Raw genomic sequence first — 21836 nt, 5'->3', positions numbered from 1 at the left:
GATGAGCCAAGATAATAAATCCCAAAAGACTGCGCCAAAAAGTGCGACCATCACACCGCCACTGCGTCGCAAGCGTGTCAGTGCCAAGCGAGAAAAGAGTGCTCAATCATCAAATAAGCTAGTGCAAGGCGCAAAATGGCTACTTGCCAAAATCATTGCCCCAAAACGCCAATCAGCAACCTTGATGGGCGGTACTCAGGACGTCTGGCGATACCATGTCATTTGGTTTTTGATTGTGCTTGGGGCGATTTATTTGGCGGGTAGTGCTGTGTATCGTCAGGTCTTTGATGCGCAGTATTTGGTTGAGTGGGGCAATGAAAAGACCACAAGGACACGTGCCCTGACTTCAACACGGGGTTTGATTTTTGATCGCAATAACAAGCCGTTGGCCGCCAATGCGCCACTTTATACCATCTCGCTTGACCCTGTGGCTTATGCAGAGCGTTATTATGACTTGAATAAGACGCTACAGACCAGCAAATCAGACGCTGTCAAAGAACGTGCCACCAAAGCGCTTGAAGAGATGGACTTGGTCAAAATTGCTGCTGTGGCAAATTTCCCATTGGCAAAGCTACAAGAAGCGGTGGCGTTGAATCATAAGCTGAATTATCAAGCTGATGATATTGATGATCAAATCAAGCAGGCACTGCCAAAAGGCGCAGGCAGTCGCCGACTGGTGCTATTAAATAAAGTCGCACCAGAGATTGCAGCACCACTACAAGCACTGAATATTAAAAATATTTTAAATACCGAACGCTTTGACCAACGCTACTATCTACAAGCAGAGCCAAATGCGCAGATTCTTGGCTTTATGGGGCGATCGCAAGAAGATGATAGCGTGGTTGGTCGTGCCGGTCTTGAAGCGCAGTTCAATCAGTATTTGACGGGTTCACCGGGCGAGCTGATTGTTTTGCATGACCGCTACAATATGCCAATCAATGAATTGTCGGAATCCAAGCCACAAGTCAAAAGCCAAGATTTGCACCTGACGATTGACTCTCGCTTGCAGTATGTCTTGTACAAAGAGCTTGAGCAAGTGGGGCGTTTGCAATCTGCTCGCTCAAGCTCGGGCATGGTGGTTGATGTCAAGACGGGCGAAGTGTTGGCAATGGGTTCTTGGCCGTCATTTAACTCAAATAAGCTATCGGATCGTGATGGTGCGAATGAGCGTAATCGTCCTGTGATGGATGTCTTTGAACCGGGTTCGGTGGTCAAGCCGTTCACGGTGGCGGCGGCGCTTGAGTCGGGTAAATTTTCGACCAATACCATCATTGATACCAATCCGGGCAATTTGAGTGTTGGTGGCTATACCATCCGTGATGGCAAAAATTTTGGCGCAATCACGTTGGCACGTTTGATTCAGCGTTCAAGTACCGTTGCATCAGCAAAAATCGCTTTGGCACTACCTAATGATGCCATTGTCAGTATGCAACAAAAATTTGGCTTGGGTCAAAAAACAGCACTCAACTTCCCATCAGAAGCATCAGGCACGCTCAAAGTCCCGTCGGCAAATGAATTATCACGCCGAGCAACGCTCAGCTATGGCTATGGTCTAGAAGTGACCTTGGCACAGCTTGTACAGGCTTATGCGACACTTGCCAATAATGGTGTCAAACAGCCACTGAACTTGGTCAAAGACATCGAAAAAGCCAAGCCGGAGCGAGTGATTTCGGCGGCGCATGCCCAAGAGATTGTCAAAATGATGGAGCTGGTGACAGCATCGGGCGGTACGGGTGCCCAAGCAGCGATCAATGGCTATCGTGTCGCAGGTAAGACAGGTACATCACGCCGTGCCAATCCGAAAGGGGGTTATTATACCGATCAGCATCGTGCGGTATTTATCGGTATGGCACCGGCGTCCAACCCACGCTTTGTCGTGGCGATTTTGGTGGAAGATCCACGTAAGCAGTCATACGCAGGGCAGGTGTCTGCACCAGTATTTCATAATGTCATGAAAGAGGCGTTGCGTCTTTATAATGTCGCTTATGACAAGCCATTATATGCCGAAGCACCAAAAGCTCAGGCAACAGCACAAGATACACCACCAACCAAAAAACAACCGTAAAACCGTAAAATCGTAAAATACAGTAAGGAAATATCATGAGCGTGGTCAGCTTTAGCGAAATTTTAGATCGTGTCGCACAGACACCAAATACCGTTGCATCAGCCATTGGATCGGCGCAGTTGCAGGCTTGGTTCGCACCGATTTTGTCGCACGAGATGGCAAATTTTTGTTTGGATAGTCGTAAGATTGGTGCAAAAGATGGCTTTGTATTGCTCAAAAGCACAAGCCAGGATGAAACGAGCGCCATCGACAGTGCCAATCGCTACATTCAGGCCGTCAAAGATACCGCAAGCTTTATCATCACCGAGTTTGATGCGACAACGCTCAATCTTAATGGCGTATCCATCCCTGTAGTGAGCTTGCCAAGTATTCGAACGATTTTGGGTGATTTGGTGGCGGCTCGATTGCAGCTTAATGGTGCTGTGCCACTGCCAACGGTCGTTGCTGTCACTGGCACGAATGGCAAAACCACCGTCAGTCAGCTCGTCGCTCAGCTGTGCCAATCATCTGGCGTGTCATCTGCCATCATGGGTACGGCAGGCAATGGGCGATTGGGGCAGTTGGTGCAGTCGGCGAACACCACAGGCGATGTGCTGATGGTGCATGAATTTTTGTACCAAATGGCAAAAGAAGGCGTGCAGATGGTAGCACTAGAAGCCAGCTCACATGGACTGGATCAATATCGCTTGCAGGGCGTGCCTGTGGCAGTGGCGATTTATACCAATTTATCACATGATCATCTCGATTATCATCGTGATATGGATGATTATCGTGATGCCAAGGCAAAGCTGTTTGAACCAACGCTTTTCCCAACGCTACAAGCAGGTGTCATCAATGCTGATGCCGAGTATCAGCTGTTTGGTGACACCAAATCGTACCCAGTATATCGCTATAGCCAAAAAGACAGCGCGGCTGAGTATTATGCCAAGACAGTGCAGCCAAGCTTAGACGGTGTGGCGATCGATGTCAACACAGTGCATGGCGAGATGATGGTACATAGTCCGCTACTTGGCCTATTTAATGTCGATAATCTGATGGCAAGCATGGCGGCATTTTTGGCGTTGTATCCACAAAAGGCGGATACTTTGTCGACTTATATTACCCAGCTTGTCGGTGCTCGTGGGCGAATGCAGCGAGCTGTCTCAAAGACTGGCTCGTTCATCGTCGATTATGCGCACACCCCTGATGCACTGGTGCAAGTACTCTCAAGCCTACGCAAGCACTGTGATGGCAAGCTGATTGCGGTGTTTGGCTGTGGCGGTGATCGTGATCGCACCAAGCGACCTTTGATGACACGAGCGGGGCTGGATTTTGCTGATCATGTGATTTTGACAGCGGATAATCCCCGCTCCGAAGACCCAAATGCCATCCTAAAAGATATGCAACAAGGGCTATCTTGTGAAGATCATTACAAAATTACTATCGAAGCCGACCGCAAAAAAGCGATAGAATTAGCGGTTCGCACCGCTTGTGCTAATGACATTGTGGTGATCGCAGGTAAAGGGCACGAGACTTATCAAGAAATCAAGGGCGTCCGCCATGACTTTGATGACTTGGCAATCTTGGATGAATTTTTAGTTAAGTTTAATAAATAATCGATACATTGATTAGTTTAATATTATAGTAAATAAAGGCAATCTCATGACCAATCAAACCGCCTATGTGTGGCAAGCAGACAAGCTCCAGGCCGCCACTCAAGGTCAGTGGCACAATCTCAACGATACTGTCATCACTGCGACCACCATCACCACCGACACCCGCAAAATCGGTGCTGGTGATGTCTTTTTGGCAATCAAAGGCGAGCGATTTGATGCGCATGAGTTTGTACAGACCGCCAAAGACAATGGTGCGATGGCGGTGATTGTCGAGCATGAAGTGGACTGTGATGTGCCACAGCTGATTGTCAAAGATACCAAGCTTGCCTTGGGGGATTTGGGCAAATATCGCCGTGATGCACATCCTGATTTGACCGTCGTTGCCTTGACTGGCTCAAGTGGCAAGACCACTACCAAAGAGATGATTGGGGCGATTTTAAGCCAAATTGCACCGACCTTGATGACTCGTGGCAATCTTAATAACGACCTTGGCGTGCCAATGATGCTACTTGAGCTCAGCGATGAACACCGCTTTGCTGTGATGGAGCTGGGTGCGAACCACTTGGGTGAGATTGCTTATACTGCCAATCTGGTGCGTCCTGATGTCGCTGTGGTGCTGAATATCGGCACGGCGCATTTGGGCGAGTTTGGCGGTCGTGCCAATATCGCCCGTGCCAAAAGCGAAATCTATTCAGCGCTGCAAGCCGATGGCGTGGCGGTGTTGCCATTGTCTGATGAATTTTATGAAACTTTGGCAAATGAAGCGGCCAAATTCACCGAACAAGCCTTAAGCTTTGGTGAAAAATTAGTGAATATCGATGAAGCAGGGCTTGATGAAGCTGATGCGCAGATGCTCAAAGTAGAAGGCGTGGATAGCGTGCTTGTGATGGGTGATTTATTCGCTGATGATATCGAAAGCTTTGCCACGCATTGTACATTTACTCTAAACACCAATCTGGATGTAGATGATGTCGAAAGCCTGCCTGTGCATTTGCCATTCATCGGTGAGCATAATGTCGCCAATGCACTGGCAGCAGCGGCAGCGACTTTTGCGCTGGGCGTGGATTTGCCGACGATTGTCAAAGGGCTTGAGTCAGCTGTACCGCCAAAAGGTCGCTTGACACGCATTGACTTTGGCGAGCATATCTTGATTGATGATACTTATAATGCCAATCCAACATCGATGATGGCAGCCGCTCGTGTGCTAGAAGCCGAAGAAAATACCAAAATTTTGGTCATCGGTGATATTTTTGAGCTGGGCGATGCTGCCGACAGTGAGCACGCAAGCTTGGGCGAGCATTTGGCGACGCTTGGCATTGATCATGTATTGACTTTGGGGGTGCATATGACGCATACCGCTAATGCCATCAATGCCATCAAGCCGATTGCGACACATTATCAAGATAAGCCAACTTTGCTTAAGGATTTACAACAATTACTTAACCAAAGCAGTGCCACCGTGCTATTTAAGGGCTCTCGTGGTATGGCAATGGAAACACTAATTAATGATTTGGCCACCGTCTAAGACAGTTAAGATACTTTAAGGAAAAATTATGCTTTATTGGTTATTGCAACAAACAGACATCGCCATCGGGTCATTGACCTTGCGAGCCCTGCTTGCGGTAATTACAGCATTGGTCATCGTGATCTTGGGTGGTAAGCCTGTGATTAATTATCTGCGTACGCTTAAATACGGTCAAGCGGTGCGTGATGATGGCCCAAAAACCCACCTAGCCAAGCAGGGCACGCCAACGATGGGCGGTGTGCTGATTTTGGTGGCGATTGGAATTGCGACTTTGGCATGGGCGGATTTATCCAATCCTTATGTGTGGATTTTGATGGTGGTGATGGTCATCTTTGGCGCCGTCGGCTGGGCGGATGACTGGCTAAAAATCAAGCACAAAAACCCACAAGGTCTAATCGCTCGCAAAAAATATTTTTGGCTGTCGGTTGGCTCATTGTTCGCCGGCGGTTCGCTGTATTATATCGCCACACAGCAAGATGCAGTGACGATGGTTGCCATGCAAGATATGCTAATTCCACTGTTTAAAGATGTGGTGATTCCATTTTCGGCGATTCCGTTGGGGCTTGGCTTTATTGTTGCGACTTATTTTGTCTTGGCAGGCTCGTCCAATGCCGTGAACTTGACTGATGGCTTGGATGGCTTGGTGATTTTGCCTGTGGTGATGGTTGCTGCTGGTCTTGGTGTGTTCGCTTATATCTCGGGTTCTGCCAACTATGCAGATTATATGCACGTACCGCACATTGCTTATAATGGCGAAGTGACCATCGTCTGTGCGTCAATCATTGGTGCAGGCTTGGGGTTCTTGTGGTATAACGCTGCGCCTGCCGATGTCTTTATGGGCGATGTGGGCGCATTGTCGCTGGGCGGTATGCTTGGTACGATTGCGGTGATGACTCGCCAAGAGCTTGCTTTTGCCATCATGGGTGGTATCTTTGTCGCTGAAGCGGTGTCGGTGATATTGCAGGTGGGCTCGTATCGTCTGCGCAAAAAACGCATTTTCTTGATGGCGCCACTACATCATCATTTTGAAGAAATGGGACTCAAAGAAACCAAAGTCGTCGCCCGATTCTACATCGTCTGCATCATCCTTGTGGTGCTTGGCTTGATGACCTTGAAACTGCGCTAATTATAAAACTGCGCTAATTACAAAGCTACGATAATCACTGATGTGAATTTACCGCTCTGCATGGGGCGGTATTTTTTTGTCAAGTTAGAAATCTGCAAGCTGTATTCACGGTTTTTACAAGCTTTAATCAGGTATCACTTGCGATGCTGTGTTACAATATTAATTCCCATTATCATCGACAGGTTTGAGTGGTAGTTCATTGAAGATAAGTGCATATCGATGATAATTATCAATTTTTTTAATAAAATAATAAGAAGTACATCATGAGTTATCAAAATCAACAACAGGCGACCGCTGCGCCATTTCCCACGCTGTGGGTGATGATGCTTGGCTTGATGGTTGCTATCGGGCCACTTGCCATTGATATGTATCTGCCCGCACTGCCAAAGATGGCGGATGCGTTTGACGTGAGTGTGGTAAATATTTCCAAATCTGTGCCGGCATATTTTGTGGGATTGGTGCTGGGTCAGCTGTTTTATGGGCCATTTAGCGACCGTGTGGGTCGTGTCAAGCCGATGTATCTGGGCATGGCGATTTTTGTGGTGGCGTCAGTGATTTGTGCGACGACCAACAATGAATATGTGCTGTTCGCCGCTCGTACCATGCAGGCGCTCGGTGCGTGTGTGTCGGCGGTGGTGACTCGTGCGGCGATTCGTGATACGCTAAACCCTGTGCAGTCGGCTCGCGCGTTTAGCTTGATGGTGCTTGTGATGGGTGTAGCACCGATTTTGGCACCAAGTCTGGGCGCGGCGATTTTGCAGGTGGCGGATTGGCATACGGTGTTTTGGTTTTTGGCGGCGTATGGCGTACTGATTGCAGTTTTGACTAAGTTATTCTTAAAAGAAACCCTAAAGCCTGAAAATCGCAACACCGAGCCTGTCAGTCATGTTATCAGTCAGTATATAGATTTGTTAAAAGATAAAACTTTTATTGTACCTGCGCTGTCAGCAGGACTGCTACAAGGGGCATTTTTTATTTATCTGTCGGCATCCAGTGAGCTATTTATGGTGAATTTTGGGCTAACCGAGCGTCAGTTTGCCATCGCTTTTGGGGCGAATGCCTTTGGCTTTATTGCCTTGACACAGGTTAATCAGTTTTTGACCAAGCGGTTTCGCTTAGTACAGCTACTCAGATTTGGTGTGCTGATTCAGCTGATTTCATCACTGGTATTGTTGGCGCTTGGGCTTGTCTTTGGCGGTGATGCCAATGTGGTGCTGGTGTTTTTGAGCATTTTTTGTTGTATTGCAGGGCTTGGCTTTACCCAGCCAAATGCCGCCGCCATTGCACTGGCGTACCAAAAAAAGCGAGCAGGCATGGCAAGTGCGCTACAAGGGTCGCTACAATTTTCGGTGGGGATTTTTGGCGGATTGCTCATTGGCTTGTTTGACCTAAATGTCGTGTTGCGTCTTGGTGTGGTCATCAGCGTGCTTGTGGTGCTTGGTGCGCTGCTTGCGTATCGCCTTGACCCAAGACTGGATTTGTCCAAGATGGATTAATCGGCTAATAAATAGATGGCAAAGTCATCACAAAGCCATCAAAGCTATGCCCACGCCAAGCTGTGCGTGGGTTTTTTTTATGCCAATAACTCGCTAACATTCAGCTGAATCTGCCGTCCGCCAAGCCCTGCCACATCATGATGCACAAGTGTCTTTAGCGTCTGCAAAAATTCTGTGCGTGGCATCAGTGTCGCCCCAAGACTCATCAGATGTGGATTTTCAAGCTGGCAATCAACGAGCGCAATCCCTGATTGTTGGCACAATCGCATCAAGCCCCAAAACGCCACTTTTGACGCGTCGGTTTGTCGGTGAAACATACTTTCACCACAAAAAATCGCACCGATATTCACCCCATAAAGTCCGCCAATCAGCTCACTTGTCATCGGCGCACCCGCCCAAATCTCAACGCTCACCGCCACGCCCAAGCGGTGCAATTCACTATATGCCAGTTTCATCTCATCATGAATCCAAGTCTCGCTCGTATAGTGGCGTGGCTGACTACAGGCATCGATGACGGCATCAAAAGCAAGATTGGTCGTGAGTGTCCAAGGCTGTTTTTTGGCAGTGCGTACGAGCGATTTGCTCGGGTGAAACGCATCAGGCACAAGCACACAGCGTATACTTGGCGACCACCAACAAATCGGGTCATCGGCATCAAACCAAGGAAACGCGCCCGAGCGATAGGCGTGCAGTAGCGTCGCCACCGACAAATCCGCCCCCGTACCCAAAAATCCATCGCCATCAGCCATTAGTGCAGCATTTTGAAAATCATACGGGCAAGTGTCAGCTAGGGTGTGAAGTGATGTCAAGGTGTGGTTTGATGTGGTCATGTTGGTATGTACTGCATTAAAATCCATGCAAAAATTGTATCATATTTTATGCAAGACAGCGTATTGCCAAATGTGATTGGTGGCTTTATGTGATTGAGTTTATACAATAAATTATCACGGGCTATCCACGGACTTATGCTTATTCCCATAATTATTTGTTATAAGATATCATGAATTGAATAAATTATATCAAATAAATTCATATACATATCGTAAAAAATCATACATAAATATAACGTTTTTTATTGCAATTTGGTAAGAATACAGATATATTGCACAAGTTTTTTATGGATTCTTATAAATTGTTACATAATAACATTTATAGTCTATGAAGACTCACTCCCGAATCACAAGTTAAGGACTACTTGTCTATGAAGTTTAATATTTTTTCTATGTCGTGTGTAGCGCCACTTGCTTTGCTAAGCACGGGTATGATTTCAACATCAGCGTTGGCGGCGCCACAGATTTATGGTGCAATCTATATTAACTCTGATGCAAGCTTTTCTCGCACCAAGACTAGCTATACTGATGGCACACCAACCGAAATCACTTCTGGTCGTAACCGAGTGTTGATTTTTGATGATGCATCTCGTATCGGCGTTCGTGGCTCAGAGACGCTATCTGATAAAGTTGATCTTCGTTATCGTATCGAATGGCGCAACCCATTCGATGTCAATACACGTACCCTAGAACCGCGTGATGCTTGGATTGGTCTAGCGCACAAGGATTATGGCACATTTAAAGCGGGTCGTATGCTGACTTATGATGCTTATTTGAATGATATGCCATGGGGTCGCCCATCATATTATGACGGTCTGCGCACGAATAACAGTTTGCGCTATGAGTCAACTGTGGTGAAAGGCAATCAATTCACCGCTCAATATATCATGGATGAGAATACAGACAGCACGACTGCGGGTACAGATTCACTGAATGGTGATGGCTATGCACTGACGCTGAGTCGCAACACTGATAAATATAGCATTGGTGTTGCTTATGTAAATGCTGAAACTGATGACAAGGCAGAAAGACGTGGCGTGGGATATATCGTACAGCCATTAGATGAAGCGTGGCGTGTCAATGCATCATATCAAGCAACGCCAACTGTAAAATTGGCAGCAATGTATCAACAAAATAGCCATAATGGCACTCAGTATGGCGAAGCCGCCAAAACCGAAAAAGCCTTTGCTATCGGTGCTAGCCGTACACTGGATAAGTCGGTTGAGCTTTATAGTCAAGTCAATGTCTATAAAGATTTTAATGAATACGGCACAAGATATGATAATAAATTTGATATCATCTTTGGCGCAAAAAAAGACTTTAGCTCAACCACTTATGCTGGTGTAGAGGCATTCTACTACCAAAAATCAGCTGATGTTCCTGCGCATATGGATGCCGGCAGTGCTGTTAAGGCGCATCGTATCGAAGATCAAACGTCTGGTTTGTCACTGTACAGTGGTTTTCATTTCTAAGCTGAGTTGATGGTGGCGAAATTCTACAATGAGTCACCAAGTAGCACAAAACCGCAATCATCTGATTGCGGTTTTGTTTTGTCAGTTTAAACTCAATAGAAAATTTCATTTTGAGTATTTTGCAATATTCTTGCTCATTGACTACTAAAAATTCACTTTTTGAATAAAATAAAAAGCTTTTAAAATACAATATGTTATAAAATAATTGCACAAATTCTAGAAATTTTTTGAAACAAATGCTTGTATTTTTTGCAAAATTATCATATATTTTTGTTGTCATTATATTACATTATGTTGTATTCGTATGACAAAATAGTATCTATTGTTATTTTTTGGTAACTTTAGAGAACCCTTGAATGGAATTTCAAGGTTTAGGGAATTTAGCTTTTGTAGTTATAAATAGTCTATCAGGAGATGACTGAAATGAAATTAGCCAAGCTTTTTGTACTTAGCTCAGCAGGTATTTTGGCAGCGTCGGTAGCCCATGCTGCGCCACAAATTTATGGTGCATTTTATGTAAACGGCATCACAGGCTACGAAAAAACCACCACAACCAAAACCGATGGCACTACCAACACAGACTCAAGTCATACACGTGCACACTTGTATGATAATGGTTCTCGTATCGGCGTTCGTGGTTCGGAGAAGCTGACTGATAATGTTGATGTGCAATATCGTTTGGAATACCGCACGACATTTGACAATGAGCATCGTATGCTTGAGCCACGTGATGCTTGGATCGGTCTTGCACACAAAGAATATGGTACAATCAAAGCAGGTCGTTTGATTACTTTTGACCCATATTATGAGAATGTACCAGGCGGTCAGGCAGTTGCTGTTGATGGTATCCGTGCCAACAATAGCATCCGCTATGAGTCGCCAGTGGTTGATGGCAATCAATTCACACTGCAATATATTGCAGACGAAAACCGTCATGATACACTTGGTGGCGATGGCTATGCAGTTTCGGTCGCTCGCCAAAAAGATAATTATGGTCTAGCAGCGGCATATGTCAACGCCAATGTAAATGCAGACGAAATCAATCGTCAAAAAGCAGACCATAATGCACATGGTGGCAAATGGTACAATCTAAAAGATGCCATCCGTGTTGACACTTGGTACAAGCCAACAGAAGATTGGAAATTGGCCGCTATGTATCAGCACAACCGTTTCATGACAACGGGTTCAGAAACTGAAAAGGCATTGATGCTTGGTGCTACCAAGACGATTGACACTATGGAGTATTATGGTCAGCTCAATCTGATCGATAATCCAGATGGCAAAAACGGCGACAAGTACGGACTGCTTGCTGGTGCAACCAAGAACTTTACTTCAACCGTCTATGCTGGTGCGGAGTTGGGCTTGCACAAGGCTAAGCTGAACAACACTGCAGCTGATGTTGCCAAGACTGAAACAAAAACTGCAGAACTGGTTCTGTTCTCAGGTATTCGTTTCTAATAAAACCAAAACTCCACTTAAGTGTTTGACAGACACCAAGACCGTGAATTTTTTTTCACGGTCTTTTTTTTGGGATGTATAAGCAAAAAAATACACCCAATTGCATTGAGTGTATTGATATCAAGACTTAATGGCGACTATTTCGCCAGCGCATCCAGATATTTCTCAGCATCCAGTGCTGCCATACAACCTGTACCTGCCGAGGTGATGGCTTGGCGATAGATGTGGTCGGCGACATCACCAGCAGCAAAGACACCTTCGACGCTCGTGGCGGTGGCATTGCCATTGAGACCGCTATTGACGACGATATAGCCATCTTTCATGGTCAGCTGACCTTCAAACAGTCCTGTATTTGGCTTATGACCGATAGCGACGAACATTCCCATTGCATCAATCTTTTTGGTGCTGCCATCGACGGTTGATTCGATGATCACGCCTGTGACGCCCATGTCATCACCGATGACTTCTTTGACTTGATGGTTCCATTCGATTTTGACATTGCCGTTATTGGCTTTTTCGAATAGCTGGTCTTGTAGGATTTTTTCAGAACGCAGGCTGTCACGGCGATGGATTAGGGTCACTTCGCTTGCGATGTTTGATAGATACAGTGCTTCTTCGACCGCAGTATTGCCACCTCCGATAACCACAACTTTTTGATTTTTATAAAAAAACCCATCACAAGTCGCACAAGCCGAGACGCCTTGACCCATGAATTTTTGTTCAGAGTCTAGCCCTAGATACTGCGCAGTTGCGCCTGTGGCGATGATGAGTGCATCACAGGTATAAGTGCCGTTATCACCAGTTAGGGTGAATGGGCGATTTTGTAGATCAACTTGATTGATGTGGTCATAAATCAATTCAGTGCCAAAACGCTCAGCGTGCGCTTTCATACGATCCATCAAGCCATTACCGGTCAAGCCGTGCGCATCGCCCGGCCAGTTATCGACTTCGGTGGTGGTGGTTAGCTGTCCACCGACTTGCAGACCAGTGATGATGACAGGCTTTAGATTGGCGCGAGCGGCATAGACGGCAGCAGAATAACCTGCTGGGCCTGAGCCCAGGATAATTAGGCGATGATGATTTGACATAATAATTTCCTTGATGTTCATTGGATGTCGTGTAACTAGTCAGTATATAAGACCAACTGGGTGAATTACAAGTCAATGTTGATGAATGTTGATGAATATTGTGCAAATTGATGATGAGATCAACGAAAGTCACAAGAATACACGCAAATCCATTGGTAAAATGGCATAAATTCGCTATAATGTAGAGTTCGCCATTTGCTTATCAAGCGCCCAAATATATGATGATTTGCAAGCCAATAGATAAGATGTACCATACAATCCATAGATGAAATCTACATAATGAATTTTTTAGAACGTATCTTAGAGCTTGAGTTTTTACGATCCATTGTCAAAAAAATGCCAACAGTGAAGCAGTTGGTATTTGGCGTAGTTGGGATTTTGGCACTAAGCTATTTGTTTTTGATTTTATTGTCATATAACCCTGCCGATCCTGCATGGTCGCAAGTGAGTTCAGAAGCCACAGTGACGAACATTGGTGGTGCGCTTGGTGCATGGATTTCTGATATTTTGCGTACATTTTTTGGCTGGAGTTCTTGGCTGTTTGTGGGTTTTTTGGCGTATGAATTGGTACGCTTGATGGGGATGCGTACGCAAGTGGCTTGGCCATTTCGCTTGGTGGCTTATGGCTCGCTGATTGGTTCGGTGGCGGCGTTATTGACTTATGGTGCAAGCCTACGCAGTGCTGATCAGGCATCAAGTATTGGCGGTGTCTTTGGGCAAGAGATCCAGCAGGCGCTGACCAATGCATTTGGCGGAACGATTGCGGCGTTATTTTTGATTTTCTTTATTTTATTGGTGTCGGCGTTGGTGTTTGAAATTCGCTGGGCAAAAGTGCTTGGCGTATTTTTGGCTTGGCTATTACCAACCAATCGCCGCCAAGAAAAAACCGAAGACGAAACACCTGTTGACGATACCTTGATTGCGGATATTGATGAGCAAGACTCGGAGAAAGTCGTCAAAAATCCTGATGATTATATCCCGCACAATCACAACGGTGCATTTGAGAGCTTTGTTAAGCATTCAGGTGTACAAGATAGCCTAAAAGCAGTTTGGCAACTAGAAAAGGCAGAAGCCGAACAAGCGTCTGATAGCGATTCGCAGAATGAATCTCGCTTTAGCAAAATTGCCCGTCAAGCCATCAAACAATCAGCGGTCAACTCAGCACCGCAGATGGCAGACGTCGCACAAGATGATGCATCTGCCGCTATGATGGCTATGCCTGCTGATGAAATGCAGTCATCAACCAAACAAACCGTATCTACCACGACAACCACTCAAGCACCGACAGTATCAATCGCACCGACAGTAGCTATGGATGATGATGTCGATGCTGATGATGCTGATAATCATCTATGGCAAGATGATGCGCCATCAGTAGATGACAATTGGCAAACTGCACACAGTGCTTGGCAAGCTGATGCCGATATGCCGATGGATGATGGCTTTGATGATGACGATGATGCAATGTGGGATGATGCACCTGCACCTGCACCGCAGACAGCGAGCAAATCTCGTGCGATGGATACGCTTAGCTATCGTATGAGCCTAACGCCACTGCCTGAACTTGATTTGCTTGATAAGCCAAATTATGACCAAAAACCTGTCGTCACCGAAGCTCAGCTTGCAGAAGCATCAGAATTGCTTGAGATTAAATTGCAAGAATTTAACATCAAAGCCAATGTCATCTCAGCGATGGTTGGCCCTGTGGTGACTCGTTTTGAAGTGGATCTGGCACCGGGCGTCAAGGCGAGCCGTGTCAGCCGTGTGGCGCAGGATTTGGCACGCTCGATGTCAAAGGCATCACTGCGTGTCGTTGAAGTCATCCCGGGTAAGCCGTATATCGGTATCGAAGTGCCGAATAAAGAGCGTGAAATGGTGCGTCTGATTGAGCTACTCGACACACCAGATTTTCGTGACCCTGACAAACAAATCGCCATTGCGGTGGGTAAGGATATTGGTGGTAAGCCTGTGATTGCCGACCTTGCCAAAGCGCCACATATGCTGGTCGCTGGTACGACAGGCTCGGGTAAGTCGGTCTTGGTGAACTCATTTTTATTATCCATGCTACTTAAGTACACGCCTGATGAGCTAAAGCTTGTCTTGATTGACCCAAAACAGCTGGAGCTTGCCAACTATGGCGATATCCCGCACCTATTGACACCGGTGATTACCGATATGAAAGATGCGGTAGCAGCATTGACTTGGTGTGTCAATGAAATGGAGCGCCGTTATCAGCTGATGAGTAAGCTTAGGGTGCGTAAGATTAGCGAATTTAACAAAAAAGTCGAACACGCCGAAAGTGTCGGTGAGCCGATTTATGACCCGCTATGGCAGATGAATGATAGCGTCAGTCAGTCCAAACCGCCAAAGCTAAAACCACTGCCGACCATTGTCATCGTCGCTGATGAATTTGCTGATATGATTATGCAGCTTGGCAAGACTGCCGAAGAGCCAATCGTACGCCTTGCTCAAAAAGCTCGTGCCGCAGGTATTCATCTACTACTTGCCACACAGCGTCCGACGGTCAATGTCGTGACAGGTCTTATCAAGGCGAATGTGCCTGCTCGTGTGGCACTTAGAGTAAACTCAAAAGTCGATAGCCGTACCATCATCGAAGAAGGCGGCGCTGAAGATATGCTCGGTCATGGTGATATGATGTTTATCGGGCCGGGCAAAAATAACCCAGAGCGTATGCATGGCGCATTCGTCGATGATGATGAAGTCAACCGTGTCTGTGATGCGTGGCGTGAGCGCGGCAGTCCTGATTATATCGATTTGTCTGACAGCTACACCTTTGAAGGTGAAGGCAGTGGCGATATGGGCAGTGGTGGCGCATCTGCTGATGAGCTGTACGAAGCGGCCGCCGCCTTTGTGGTGGAGACACGCAAGCCATCGATTTCGGCGGTACAGCGCAAATTTAGCATCGGCTACAACCGTGCTGCTCGCCTACTTGACCAAATGGAAGAGCGTGGACTGGTCACAGCGATGGACCACAGTGGCAAGCGCCAATTATTGTTATAGGTGAGAGATGGATTTATCTAGTGGGGCGATTGCGACCTTAGTGGTGCTTGGCGTGGCAGGCTTTGCCATTGGTAATTTTATGGGTGCTCGCCCAAAGGCGTATGAGACACGAGTGGCGGATTTTCGCTTGATGGCACGGCAATTTGGCATTTATCCTAAGCTTGTGGCATGCCCAACTTGGCTAACTGCTCGTTATGATGCTATGCGTACCGCCAAATCAAGTGATGCAAGTTTGCCAAGTACCAAAAAAACCACACCAATGATTGCGCAGTATAGCCTTGTGATGGATGAATTATCCTTGCCGATGGCACAGTATCTTGCTCATGACGGCGTATGGCAGCTGATGGATATTGGCGTGGTCAATACCCCAAAAGGCGAGCGTCAAGTGCGTGTGCTTGATGGTGTGCCGATTGAGCTACCTGATAGCATTGGCGGGTGTGTACTTGGCTTATCCATCAAGGCAAATACCATTGCCCTGTATTGGCTCGATGATAAATACCAATTTAGCCACAAAGCACATAAGCTGGATAAAGCACAAGCGACGGCGGATTTGACGGCGATGCAGGCATCGTTGCAGGCGTGGGCGATGCGTGTACAGCAGGCATAAACCCAAAAAAATCGCTAAAATTTGCAATTGTGCATTGACTTTTTGATAAAAATTTCGCTAAAGTAATTGACAAATTGCTCATTACCCCCTATAAAGGCAGTTTTAGTAACATTTCTTCGCAAGGGATCATTGCGAATTTGGATAATATTAAGGCAAAGACATGGCAACCACCAAAAAAACCACCACCAAAGCTGCGGCAAGCACGACCACAGCCAGCGCCAAGGGCAAAGCCTTGGTGATTGTGGAGTCGCCTGCCAAAGCCAAAACCATCAATAAATATCTGGGCAATGACTACATCGTCCGCTCAAGTGTCGGTCATGTGCGTGATTTGCCTGTCGGCGGCACAACCACCAAGACTGCCAAAGCGGATGATGAAGGACTGTCTCGTGAACAAAAAGCCGAGCGTGCGTTGGTACGCCGTATGGGTGTTGATCCTGAACACGGCTGGAAGGCGGTCTATGAAGTGTTGCCAAATAAGACCAAAGTCATCCGAGAGCTCAAAGCACTTGCCAAAGATGCCGATAAGATTTATCTGGCGACGGACTTGGATAGAGAAGGGGAAGCGATCGCTTGGCACCTAAAAGAAGTCATCGGCGGTGATGATGCCAAATACAGCCGTGTGGTGTTTAACGAAATTACCAAAACCGCCATCCAAAACGCCTTTGAGCATCCAGACCAGCTGAACATCGACCGTGTCAATGCACAGCAGGCACGCCGTTTCCTTGATCGTGTGGTCGGCTTTATGGTGTCGCCACTACTGTGGGCGAAAATTGCTCGTGGCTTGTCAGCAGGGCGTGTGCAGTCGGTGGCGACTCGTCTGGTTGTTGAGCGTGAACGAGAGATTCGTGCCTTTGTCCCTGTGGAATATTGGGAAATTCATACCAATAACAGCGCAGCGGGCGAGACATTACGCCTAGAAGCCACCAAGCAAAATGGTAAAACGCTCAAGATGAGCAACCAAGCCGAAGTCGATGCTGTGGTGCAAGTCCTACAAAATTCAGCCTTTGTGGTCTCAAGCATCGATGAGAAACCAACCCAATCACGCTCATCGGCACCATTTATCACATCGACACTACAACAGGCAGCCAGCACTCGCTTGGGCTTTAGCGTCAAAAAGACGATGATTCTAGCGCAGCGCCTATATGAAGCAGGTCACATCACTTATATGCGTACTGACTCGACATTTTTGAGCCAAGATGCGCTAAATTCAGTGCGTGGCTATATCAGCCAAAACTTTGGCGATGCTTATTTGCCTGATAAGCCAAATTTTTATGGCAATAAACAAAACGCCCAAGAAGCGCACGAAGCCATCCGCCCATCATCGGTAGCGGTCAAATCATCACAACTAACTGGCATGGAGCGAGATGCGCAGCGCCTGTATGAGCTGATTTGGCGTCAGTTCGTCGCTTGTCAGATGACACCTGCTCGCTATCAATCGGTGAATTTGATTGTCACTGCGGGTAATGTCGAGCTCAAGGCAAAAGGCCGTACGCTCGTGTTCGACGGCTATACCCGAGTACAGCCACCTGCCAAGAGCGATGATGTGCTATTGCCTGCGGTCAAGGTCGGTGAGAGTCTGCCACTGATTAGCGTTGAGCCATCACAGCACTTCACCAAGCCGCCTGCTCGCTATAGTGAGGCAAGCCTTGTCAAAGAGCTTGAAAGTCGTGGCATCGGTCGTCCATCGACTTATGCATCGATTATCTCAACCATTCAAGAGCGTGGCTATGTCAAGCTTGAAAATAAACGCCTGTATGCCGAGAAAATGGGCGATATTGTCACCGAACGCTTGGTGGAGAGTTTCCCTGATTTGATGGATTATGCCTTTACCGCAGGGCTAGAAGATAAGCTGGATGAAGTGGCGGTGGGGCACGAAGACTGGAAAGCGGTGCTGGATAATTTTTATCATGGCTTTAAGACAAAGCTAGAAACTGCCAAATCCAGTCACGGTATGCGTCCGAATGACCCAACCAATGTGCCTGATATTCACTGCGATATCTGTACTCGCCCAATGCAGGTGCGTACAGGTAGTACGGGGGTATTTTTGGGTTGTACAGGCTACAATCTACCACCAAAAGAACGCTGCAAAGGCACCAAAAATCTGATGCCAGTATCGGCATTTGAGTTCGATGCTGATGATGATTCAGCCGAAGTCAATGCGCTGATGGAGAAAAAACGCTGTCCAAAATGCAATGCAGCGATGGATGGCTATATCGTCGATGGCGGGCTAAAGCTACATATCTGCGGTAATAATCCTGACTGCGATGGCTATTTGCTTGAGCAGGGTGTCTTTGAAGTCGGTGGGGCGACCAATGATGCGCCGACCATTGACTGTGATAAATGCGATGGGCAAATGGAGCTTAAGACCGGTCGCTTTGGGGCGTATTTTGCGTGTCGTAAGTGTGATAATACCCGCAAAGTGCTCAAAAATGGTCAAGCTGCGCCACCGCGCATGACGGCGATTGCCATGCCTGAGCTACGCTCGCAGAAGTTTGATGATCATTATGTACTGCGTGAAGGGGCGGCAGGGCTATTTTTGGCGGCATCAAAATTCCCGAAAGTGCGTGAAACTCGTCCGCCAAAACTCACCGAACTGCGTAGCATCAAAGACCAGCTAGAGCCAAAATTCCATTATCTGTTTGATGCGCCTGATGTCGATGATAATGGCAATCCGACCATCCTACGCTGGAGTCGCAAAAATGCCGAGCAGTATATCGGATCTGAAAAAGACGGCAAGGCAACTCGTTTTGCGCTAGTTTGGCGAAATGGCGCTTGGATGAGTGAGTAATTGTAAGAATAAACCATTCATTGCATACATGAAAAAAGCAAATCCATCGCGGATTTGCTTTTTCGTTTCTATAAACAGATAAAAAAATTGGTCAAGCAATGTACTTGACCAATTTGTCTCAAGCATCAACTTGAGTGCCAATGCAGAGATTTAAGCCTTACGATCAGGTAGGCTGATATTCATCTCAAGGACATCAACGCTGTCTTCGTGGCGATGATTGATGTTTAGATCATCAATATTGACGCCATTGACATATTTGCCGACCACTGCCAAGATTTCTCGTTTCATCTGCTCGATACGCTCAGCGGTCAAACGAGTATTTAGGCGATCATGGCTTGCAACGATGACTTTTAGGCGATCTTTGGCGATATCGGCACTGCTTGGGTTGCTATTACCACCACCAAAAAGCGAACTCCAAAATCCTTTTTTCATCATTAACCCCCAAATAGTCGTTCAAAGAAACCTTTCTTTTTCACTTCTAGATGACGCAGTGGCACTTCTTCGCCCAAGAAGCGAGCAACGATATCTTCATAGCACTGACCGGCTGCCGAGTCGGTGAAATGGATGACAGGCTGACCTTGGTTCGATGCTTCTAGGACAGTGTTGCTCTCTGGGATGATACCGATGAGTGGCACACGCAAAATTTCATCAGCGATGGTACGATAGTCCATCATTTCGCCTTCTGAAGCACGAGTTGGGTTGTAGCGAGTGATGACCAGATGTTCACGCACGCTACCGCCTTCTTCGACTTTTTTGGTGCGGCTTTGTAGGATGCCGATGATGCGGTCAGAGTCACGCACTGATGATACTTCAGGGTTGGTGACGATGAGTGCTTCATCAGCATGATACATGGCTAGCTGTGCGCCACGCTCGATACCGGCAGGACTGTCGCAGACGATGTAGTCAAATGCCAAATCTTCTGACAGCTCTTTCATCACTTTGGCGACACCTTCGTCGGTCAGTGCGTCTTTGTCACGAGTTTGTGATGCAGGTAGGATGAATAGGTTTTCGTATTGCTTATCTTTGACCAGTGCTTGGGTCAGCTTGGCATTACCGCTGATGACATCGACAAAGTCATAGACGATGCGGTTTTCGCAGCCCATGATAAGGTCAAGGTTACGAAGACCCACATCAAAGTCGATGATGACAGTTTTAAAGCCGCGCTTGGCAAGACCTGCACCAAATGATGCGCTGGTAGTGGTTTTGCCCACACCGCCTTTACCTGAAGTTACTACGATGATTTTTGCCACAATGGCACTCCTTAACTGATAAAATCGCTCAAGCGGTAGGAAAAATTGTTCCAAAAATAAGACCGCCATAAATTTGCTTTAGGATAGCATATTTGGCGGTCATCATCAATTCATCTGATGAATTTTATGCGATGAAAATGTTAATTTTTGCTAATTGCTGTTATGTTCACAGATGCTTATAACTGATTTAATAAGGTGAACACCAAGCCCTTATCTTCATCATAAGTGACTTGTACAGCTTGGTCAATCATCTCGCTTGGGATGGCGTCACGCAGACAAAAAGTCCCTGCGACTGATACCAGTGACGGATTGAATTTTTGGCAAAAAATACGAGCATTCTTATCGCCTGTCGCTCCAGCGACCAAGCGACCCAGACCACGACCATAGACATGCAGGCTATTATCGGTGATGGCTTCAGCGCCGTCATTGACACCGCCGATGATGGTCAAATCGCCACCAAGATGCTGCAGGCTCTGACCCGAGCGTAGCATCTGCGTATGAATACCGCTACTAAGCTGTACGCTGTGGTCTTGGGCGGTGACTAAGGTTGCGCCTTGTTGGGTGCTTGATGCTGCCGCTGAGACAGGCTCGGCATCAGGTTTGGCATCTGCACTGCTTGTATTGTTGGCATTGTTGCTTGAGCTATTTTGGGCAGGTGTCTGGGCTGGCTCGGCTTTGATGACTTTATCTGCTTTATCAGAGTTTGGCAGGCGTTCGATGCGCTTGCCATCAGCAGGGAAAATCGCCAAACGCAAATCGTGTGCCTGATCATCAAGCGCGCCACTGACCACGCCGATTGGCTGGACATTGAGTAGCCATAGCATATCAATCAATGCATCAAGCTCAATATCGACATCACTATCAATGACGATGGGTAGGCTGTCGGCGATTGGGTTGTCTTCGAGTGCACGACCGAGTTCGGTGCGGATTTGCGCCAAATCATTGGTGGTGATTTTTAGACGGCTAAAGGTTAGCATTTTGCCATATAAGGTGACGGCTTGGGTCATAGATGTACCATAATTCTTAATCAAGTTATCCACTGATTGTAACATTTTTTTGGTGATGAAAAAATAGCAAATATGAGTAAATTACACTTGACAAACCATCCAAAATACGGTTTAATATGCACCACTTTGGCGTGATAGCTCAGTTGGTAGAGCAACGGATTGAAAATCCGTGTGTCGGCAGTTCGATCCTGCCTCTCGCCACCATATTAAAAAAGCCTTTCGATGATGTCGGAAGGCTTTTTTGTTTTGCTATTTGGTAAGTTTTTTGGGCTGGTGGGCATCCTTTATTAGATCATGGCAAATCACTTGCTTAAAGTGATACGCAGATAAAGAATCATATATAAATGTGCAAGTGAAAGGATATTCTACCAAGTAATATGCAAATAACCTTAAGTCTAAAGCGATAATTTGCCTGTAAAAATAGACCCATATAACCAAAAAATAAATTTAAATATTGAAAATCAATAAGTTATAAAAAATATGTAAAAATTTCACAAATTCCCCTTGA

14 protein-coding genes, 1 tRNA gene and 1 pseudogene are annotated in these 21836 nt (G+C 46.6%); 11 read left to right on the top strand and 5 right to left on the bottom strand.

Going from position 1 to position 21836, the window contains the following annotated elements; genetic code table 11:
- Position 1 precedes the first annotated feature (1 nt).
- The 5 genes from B0680_RS08135 to B0680_RS08115 all read left to right on the top strand — a co-directional run bounded on the left by B0680_RS08135 (position 2) and on the right by B0680_RS08115 (position 7807).
- Positions 2–2065, top strand: a complete 2064-nt coding sequence (locus tag B0680_RS08135; RefSeq protein WP_078254611.1) for a peptidoglycan D,D-transpeptidase FtsI family protein — start codon at positions 2–4, stop codon at positions 2063–2065.
- Positions 2066–2100: 35 nt separating this feature from the next.
- Complete coding sequence (locus B0680_RS08130; RefSeq protein WP_078254610.1) at positions 2101–3660, top strand: UDP-N-acetylmuramoyl-L-alanyl-D-glutamate--2,6-diaminopimelate ligase; 1560 nt, start codon at positions 2101–2103, stop codon at positions 3658–3660.
- Positions 3661–3706: 46 nt separating this feature from the next.
- Complete coding sequence (locus B0680_RS08125; protein ID WP_078254609.1) at positions 3707–5185, top strand: UDP-N-acetylmuramoyl-tripeptide--D-alanyl-D-alanine ligase; 1479 nt, start codon at positions 3707–3709, stop codon at positions 5183–5185.
- Positions 5186–5213: 28 nt separating this feature from the next.
- Complete coding sequence (gene mraY / locus B0680_RS08120; RefSeq protein ID WP_078254608.1) at positions 5214–6311, top strand: phospho-N-acetylmuramoyl-pentapeptide-transferase; 1098 nt, start codon at positions 5214–5216, stop codon at positions 6309–6311.
- A gap of 263 nt (positions 6312–6574) precedes the next feature.
- Positions 6575–7807: a multidrug effflux MFS transporter gene (locus B0680_RS08115; protein ID WP_078254607.1), complete on the top strand. Its 1233-nt coding sequence runs from the start codon at positions 6575–6577 to the stop codon at positions 7805–7807.
- 77 nt (positions 7808–7884) lie between these two features.
- On the opposite strand, the gene aat is transcribed toward B0680_RS08115, so the two are convergent.
- On the bottom strand, positions 7885–8637 hold the full coding sequence (gene aat, locus B0680_RS08110; protein WP_078254645.1) for a leucyl/phenylalanyl-tRNA--protein transferase: 753 nt from the start codon (positions 8635–8637) through the stop codon (positions 7885–7887).
- A gap of 371 nt (positions 8638–9008) precedes the next feature.
- Here aat and B0680_RS08105 point away from each other — a divergent pair, with 371 nt between their 5' ends.
- Complete coding sequence (locus tag B0680_RS08105; RefSeq protein ID WP_078254606.1) at positions 9009–10109, top strand: porin; 1101 nt, start codon at positions 9009–9011, stop codon at positions 10107–10109.
- Positions 10110–10532: 423 nt separating this feature from the next.
- Entirely contained in the window at positions 10533–11567 is a 1035-nt protein-coding gene (locus B0680_RS08100; protein ID WP_158078315.1) for a porin, read from the top strand.
- Between the two features lie 137 nt (positions 11568–11704).
- Here B0680_RS08100 and trxB read toward each other — a convergent pair whose 3' ends face one another.
- Positions 11705–12655 (bottom strand): thioredoxin-disulfide reductase, encoded by a 951-nt coding sequence (trxB, locus tag B0680_RS08095; protein WP_078254604.1) that lies wholly within the window; start codon positions 12653–12655, stop codon positions 11705–11707.
- A gap of 369 nt (positions 12656–13024) precedes the next feature.
- Here trxB and B0680_RS08090 point away from each other — a divergent pair.
- The 3 genes and pseudogenes from B0680_RS08090 to topA form a co-directional block, all read left to right on the top strand.
- Positions 13025–15676 (top strand): annotated as a pseudogene (locus tag B0680_RS08090) (DNA translocase FtsK); the annotation flags it as partial.
- 7 nt (positions 15677–15683) lie between these two features.
- Positions 15684–16283: a hypothetical protein gene (locus tag B0680_RS08085; RefSeq protein ID WP_078254602.1), complete on the top strand. Its 600-nt coding sequence runs from the start codon at positions 15684–15686 to the stop codon at positions 16281–16283.
- Positions 16284–16443: 160 nt separating this feature from the next.
- The gene (gene topA, locus B0680_RS08080) at positions 16444–19071 is read left to right on the top strand and encodes a type I DNA topoisomerase (RefSeq protein WP_078254601.1); all 2628 of its coding nucleotides are present in this window, start codon (positions 16444–16446) and stop codon (positions 19069–19071) included.
- Between the two features lie 150 nt (positions 19072–19221).
- On the opposite strand, the gene minE is transcribed toward topA, so the two are convergent.
- From minE to minC, 3 genes are all read right to left on the bottom strand, one after another.
- Positions 19222–19503, bottom strand: coding sequence for a cell division topological specificity factor MinE (gene minE / locus B0680_RS08075; RefSeq protein WP_078254600.1), 282 nt, complete (start codon positions 19501–19503; stop codon positions 19222–19224).
- Positions 19504–19505: 2 nt separating this feature from the next.
- Positions 19506–20321: a septum site-determining protein MinD gene (gene minD / locus B0680_RS08070; RefSeq protein WP_078254644.1), complete on the bottom strand. Its 816-nt coding sequence runs from the start codon at positions 20319–20321 to the stop codon at positions 19506–19508.
- Positions 20322–20497: 176 nt separating this feature from the next.
- Entirely contained in the window at positions 20498–21328 is an 831-nt protein-coding gene (gene minC / locus B0680_RS08065) for a septum site-determining protein MinC (RefSeq protein ID WP_078254599.1), read from the bottom strand.
- 128 nt (positions 21329–21456) lie between these two features.
- Between minC and B0680_RS08060 the strand changes: the two genes are divergently transcribed.
- Positions 21457–21532, top strand: a tRNA-Phe gene (locus tag B0680_RS08060).
- The last annotated feature ends 304 nt before the right edge of the window (positions 21533–21836 follow it).

The sequence above is a fragment of the Moraxella pluranimalium genome, from assembly GCF_002014825.1.
In the GTDB taxonomy this organism is placed as follows: Bacteria; Pseudomonadota; Gammaproteobacteria; order Pseudomonadales; family Moraxellaceae; genus Moraxella; species Moraxella pluranimalium.
Note: the sequence above shows the minus strand (reverse complement) of the source record. Positions and strands in the feature narration are given on the sequence as shown.

Coding starts and splice junctions, on each gene's coding strand:
- minC (WP_078254599.1), bottom strand. CDS start 21,328: ATGACCCAAGCCGTCACCTTATATGGCAAAATGCTAACCTTTAGCCGT.
- trxB (WP_078254604.1), bottom strand. CDS start 12,655: ATGTCAAATCATCATCGCCTAATTATCCTGGGCTCAGGCCCAGCAGGT.
- B0680_RS08130 (WP_078254610.1), top strand. CDS start 2,101: ATGAGCGTGGTCAGCTTTAGCGAAATTTTAGATCGTGTCGCACAGACA.
- mraY (WP_078254608.1), top strand. CDS start 5,214: ATGCTTTATTGGTTATTGCAACAAACAGACATCGCCATCGGGTCATTG.
- B0680_RS08105 (WP_078254606.1), top strand. CDS start 9,009: ATGAAGTTTAATATTTTTTCTATGTCGTGTGTAGCGCCACTTGCTTTG.
- B0680_RS08115 (WP_078254607.1), top strand. CDS start 6,575: ATGAGTTATCAAAATCAACAACAGGCGACCGCTGCGCCATTTCCCACG.
- B0680_RS08100 (WP_158078315.1), top strand. CDS start 10,533: ATGAAATTAGCCAAGCTTTTTGTACTTAGCTCAGCAGGTATTTTGGCA.
- aat (WP_078254645.1), bottom strand. CDS start 8,637: ATGACCACATCAAACCACACCTTGACATCACTTCACACCCTAGCTGAC.
- minE (WP_078254600.1), bottom strand. CDS start 19,503: ATGAAAAAAGGATTTTGGAGTTCGCTTTTTGGTGGTGGTAATAGCAAC.
- topA (WP_078254601.1), top strand. CDS start 16,444: ATGGCAACCACCAAAAAAACCACCACCAAAGCTGCGGCAAGCACGACC.
- B0680_RS08125 (WP_078254609.1), top strand. CDS start 3,707: ATGACCAATCAAACCGCCTATGTGTGGCAAGCAGACAAGCTCCAGGCC.
- B0680_RS08135 (WP_078254611.1), top strand. CDS start 2: ATGAGCCAAGATAATAAATCCCAAAAGACTGCGCCAAAAAGTGCGACC.
- B0680_RS08085 (WP_078254602.1), top strand. CDS start 15,684: ATGGATTTATCTAGTGGGGCGATTGCGACCTTAGTGGTGCTTGGCGTG.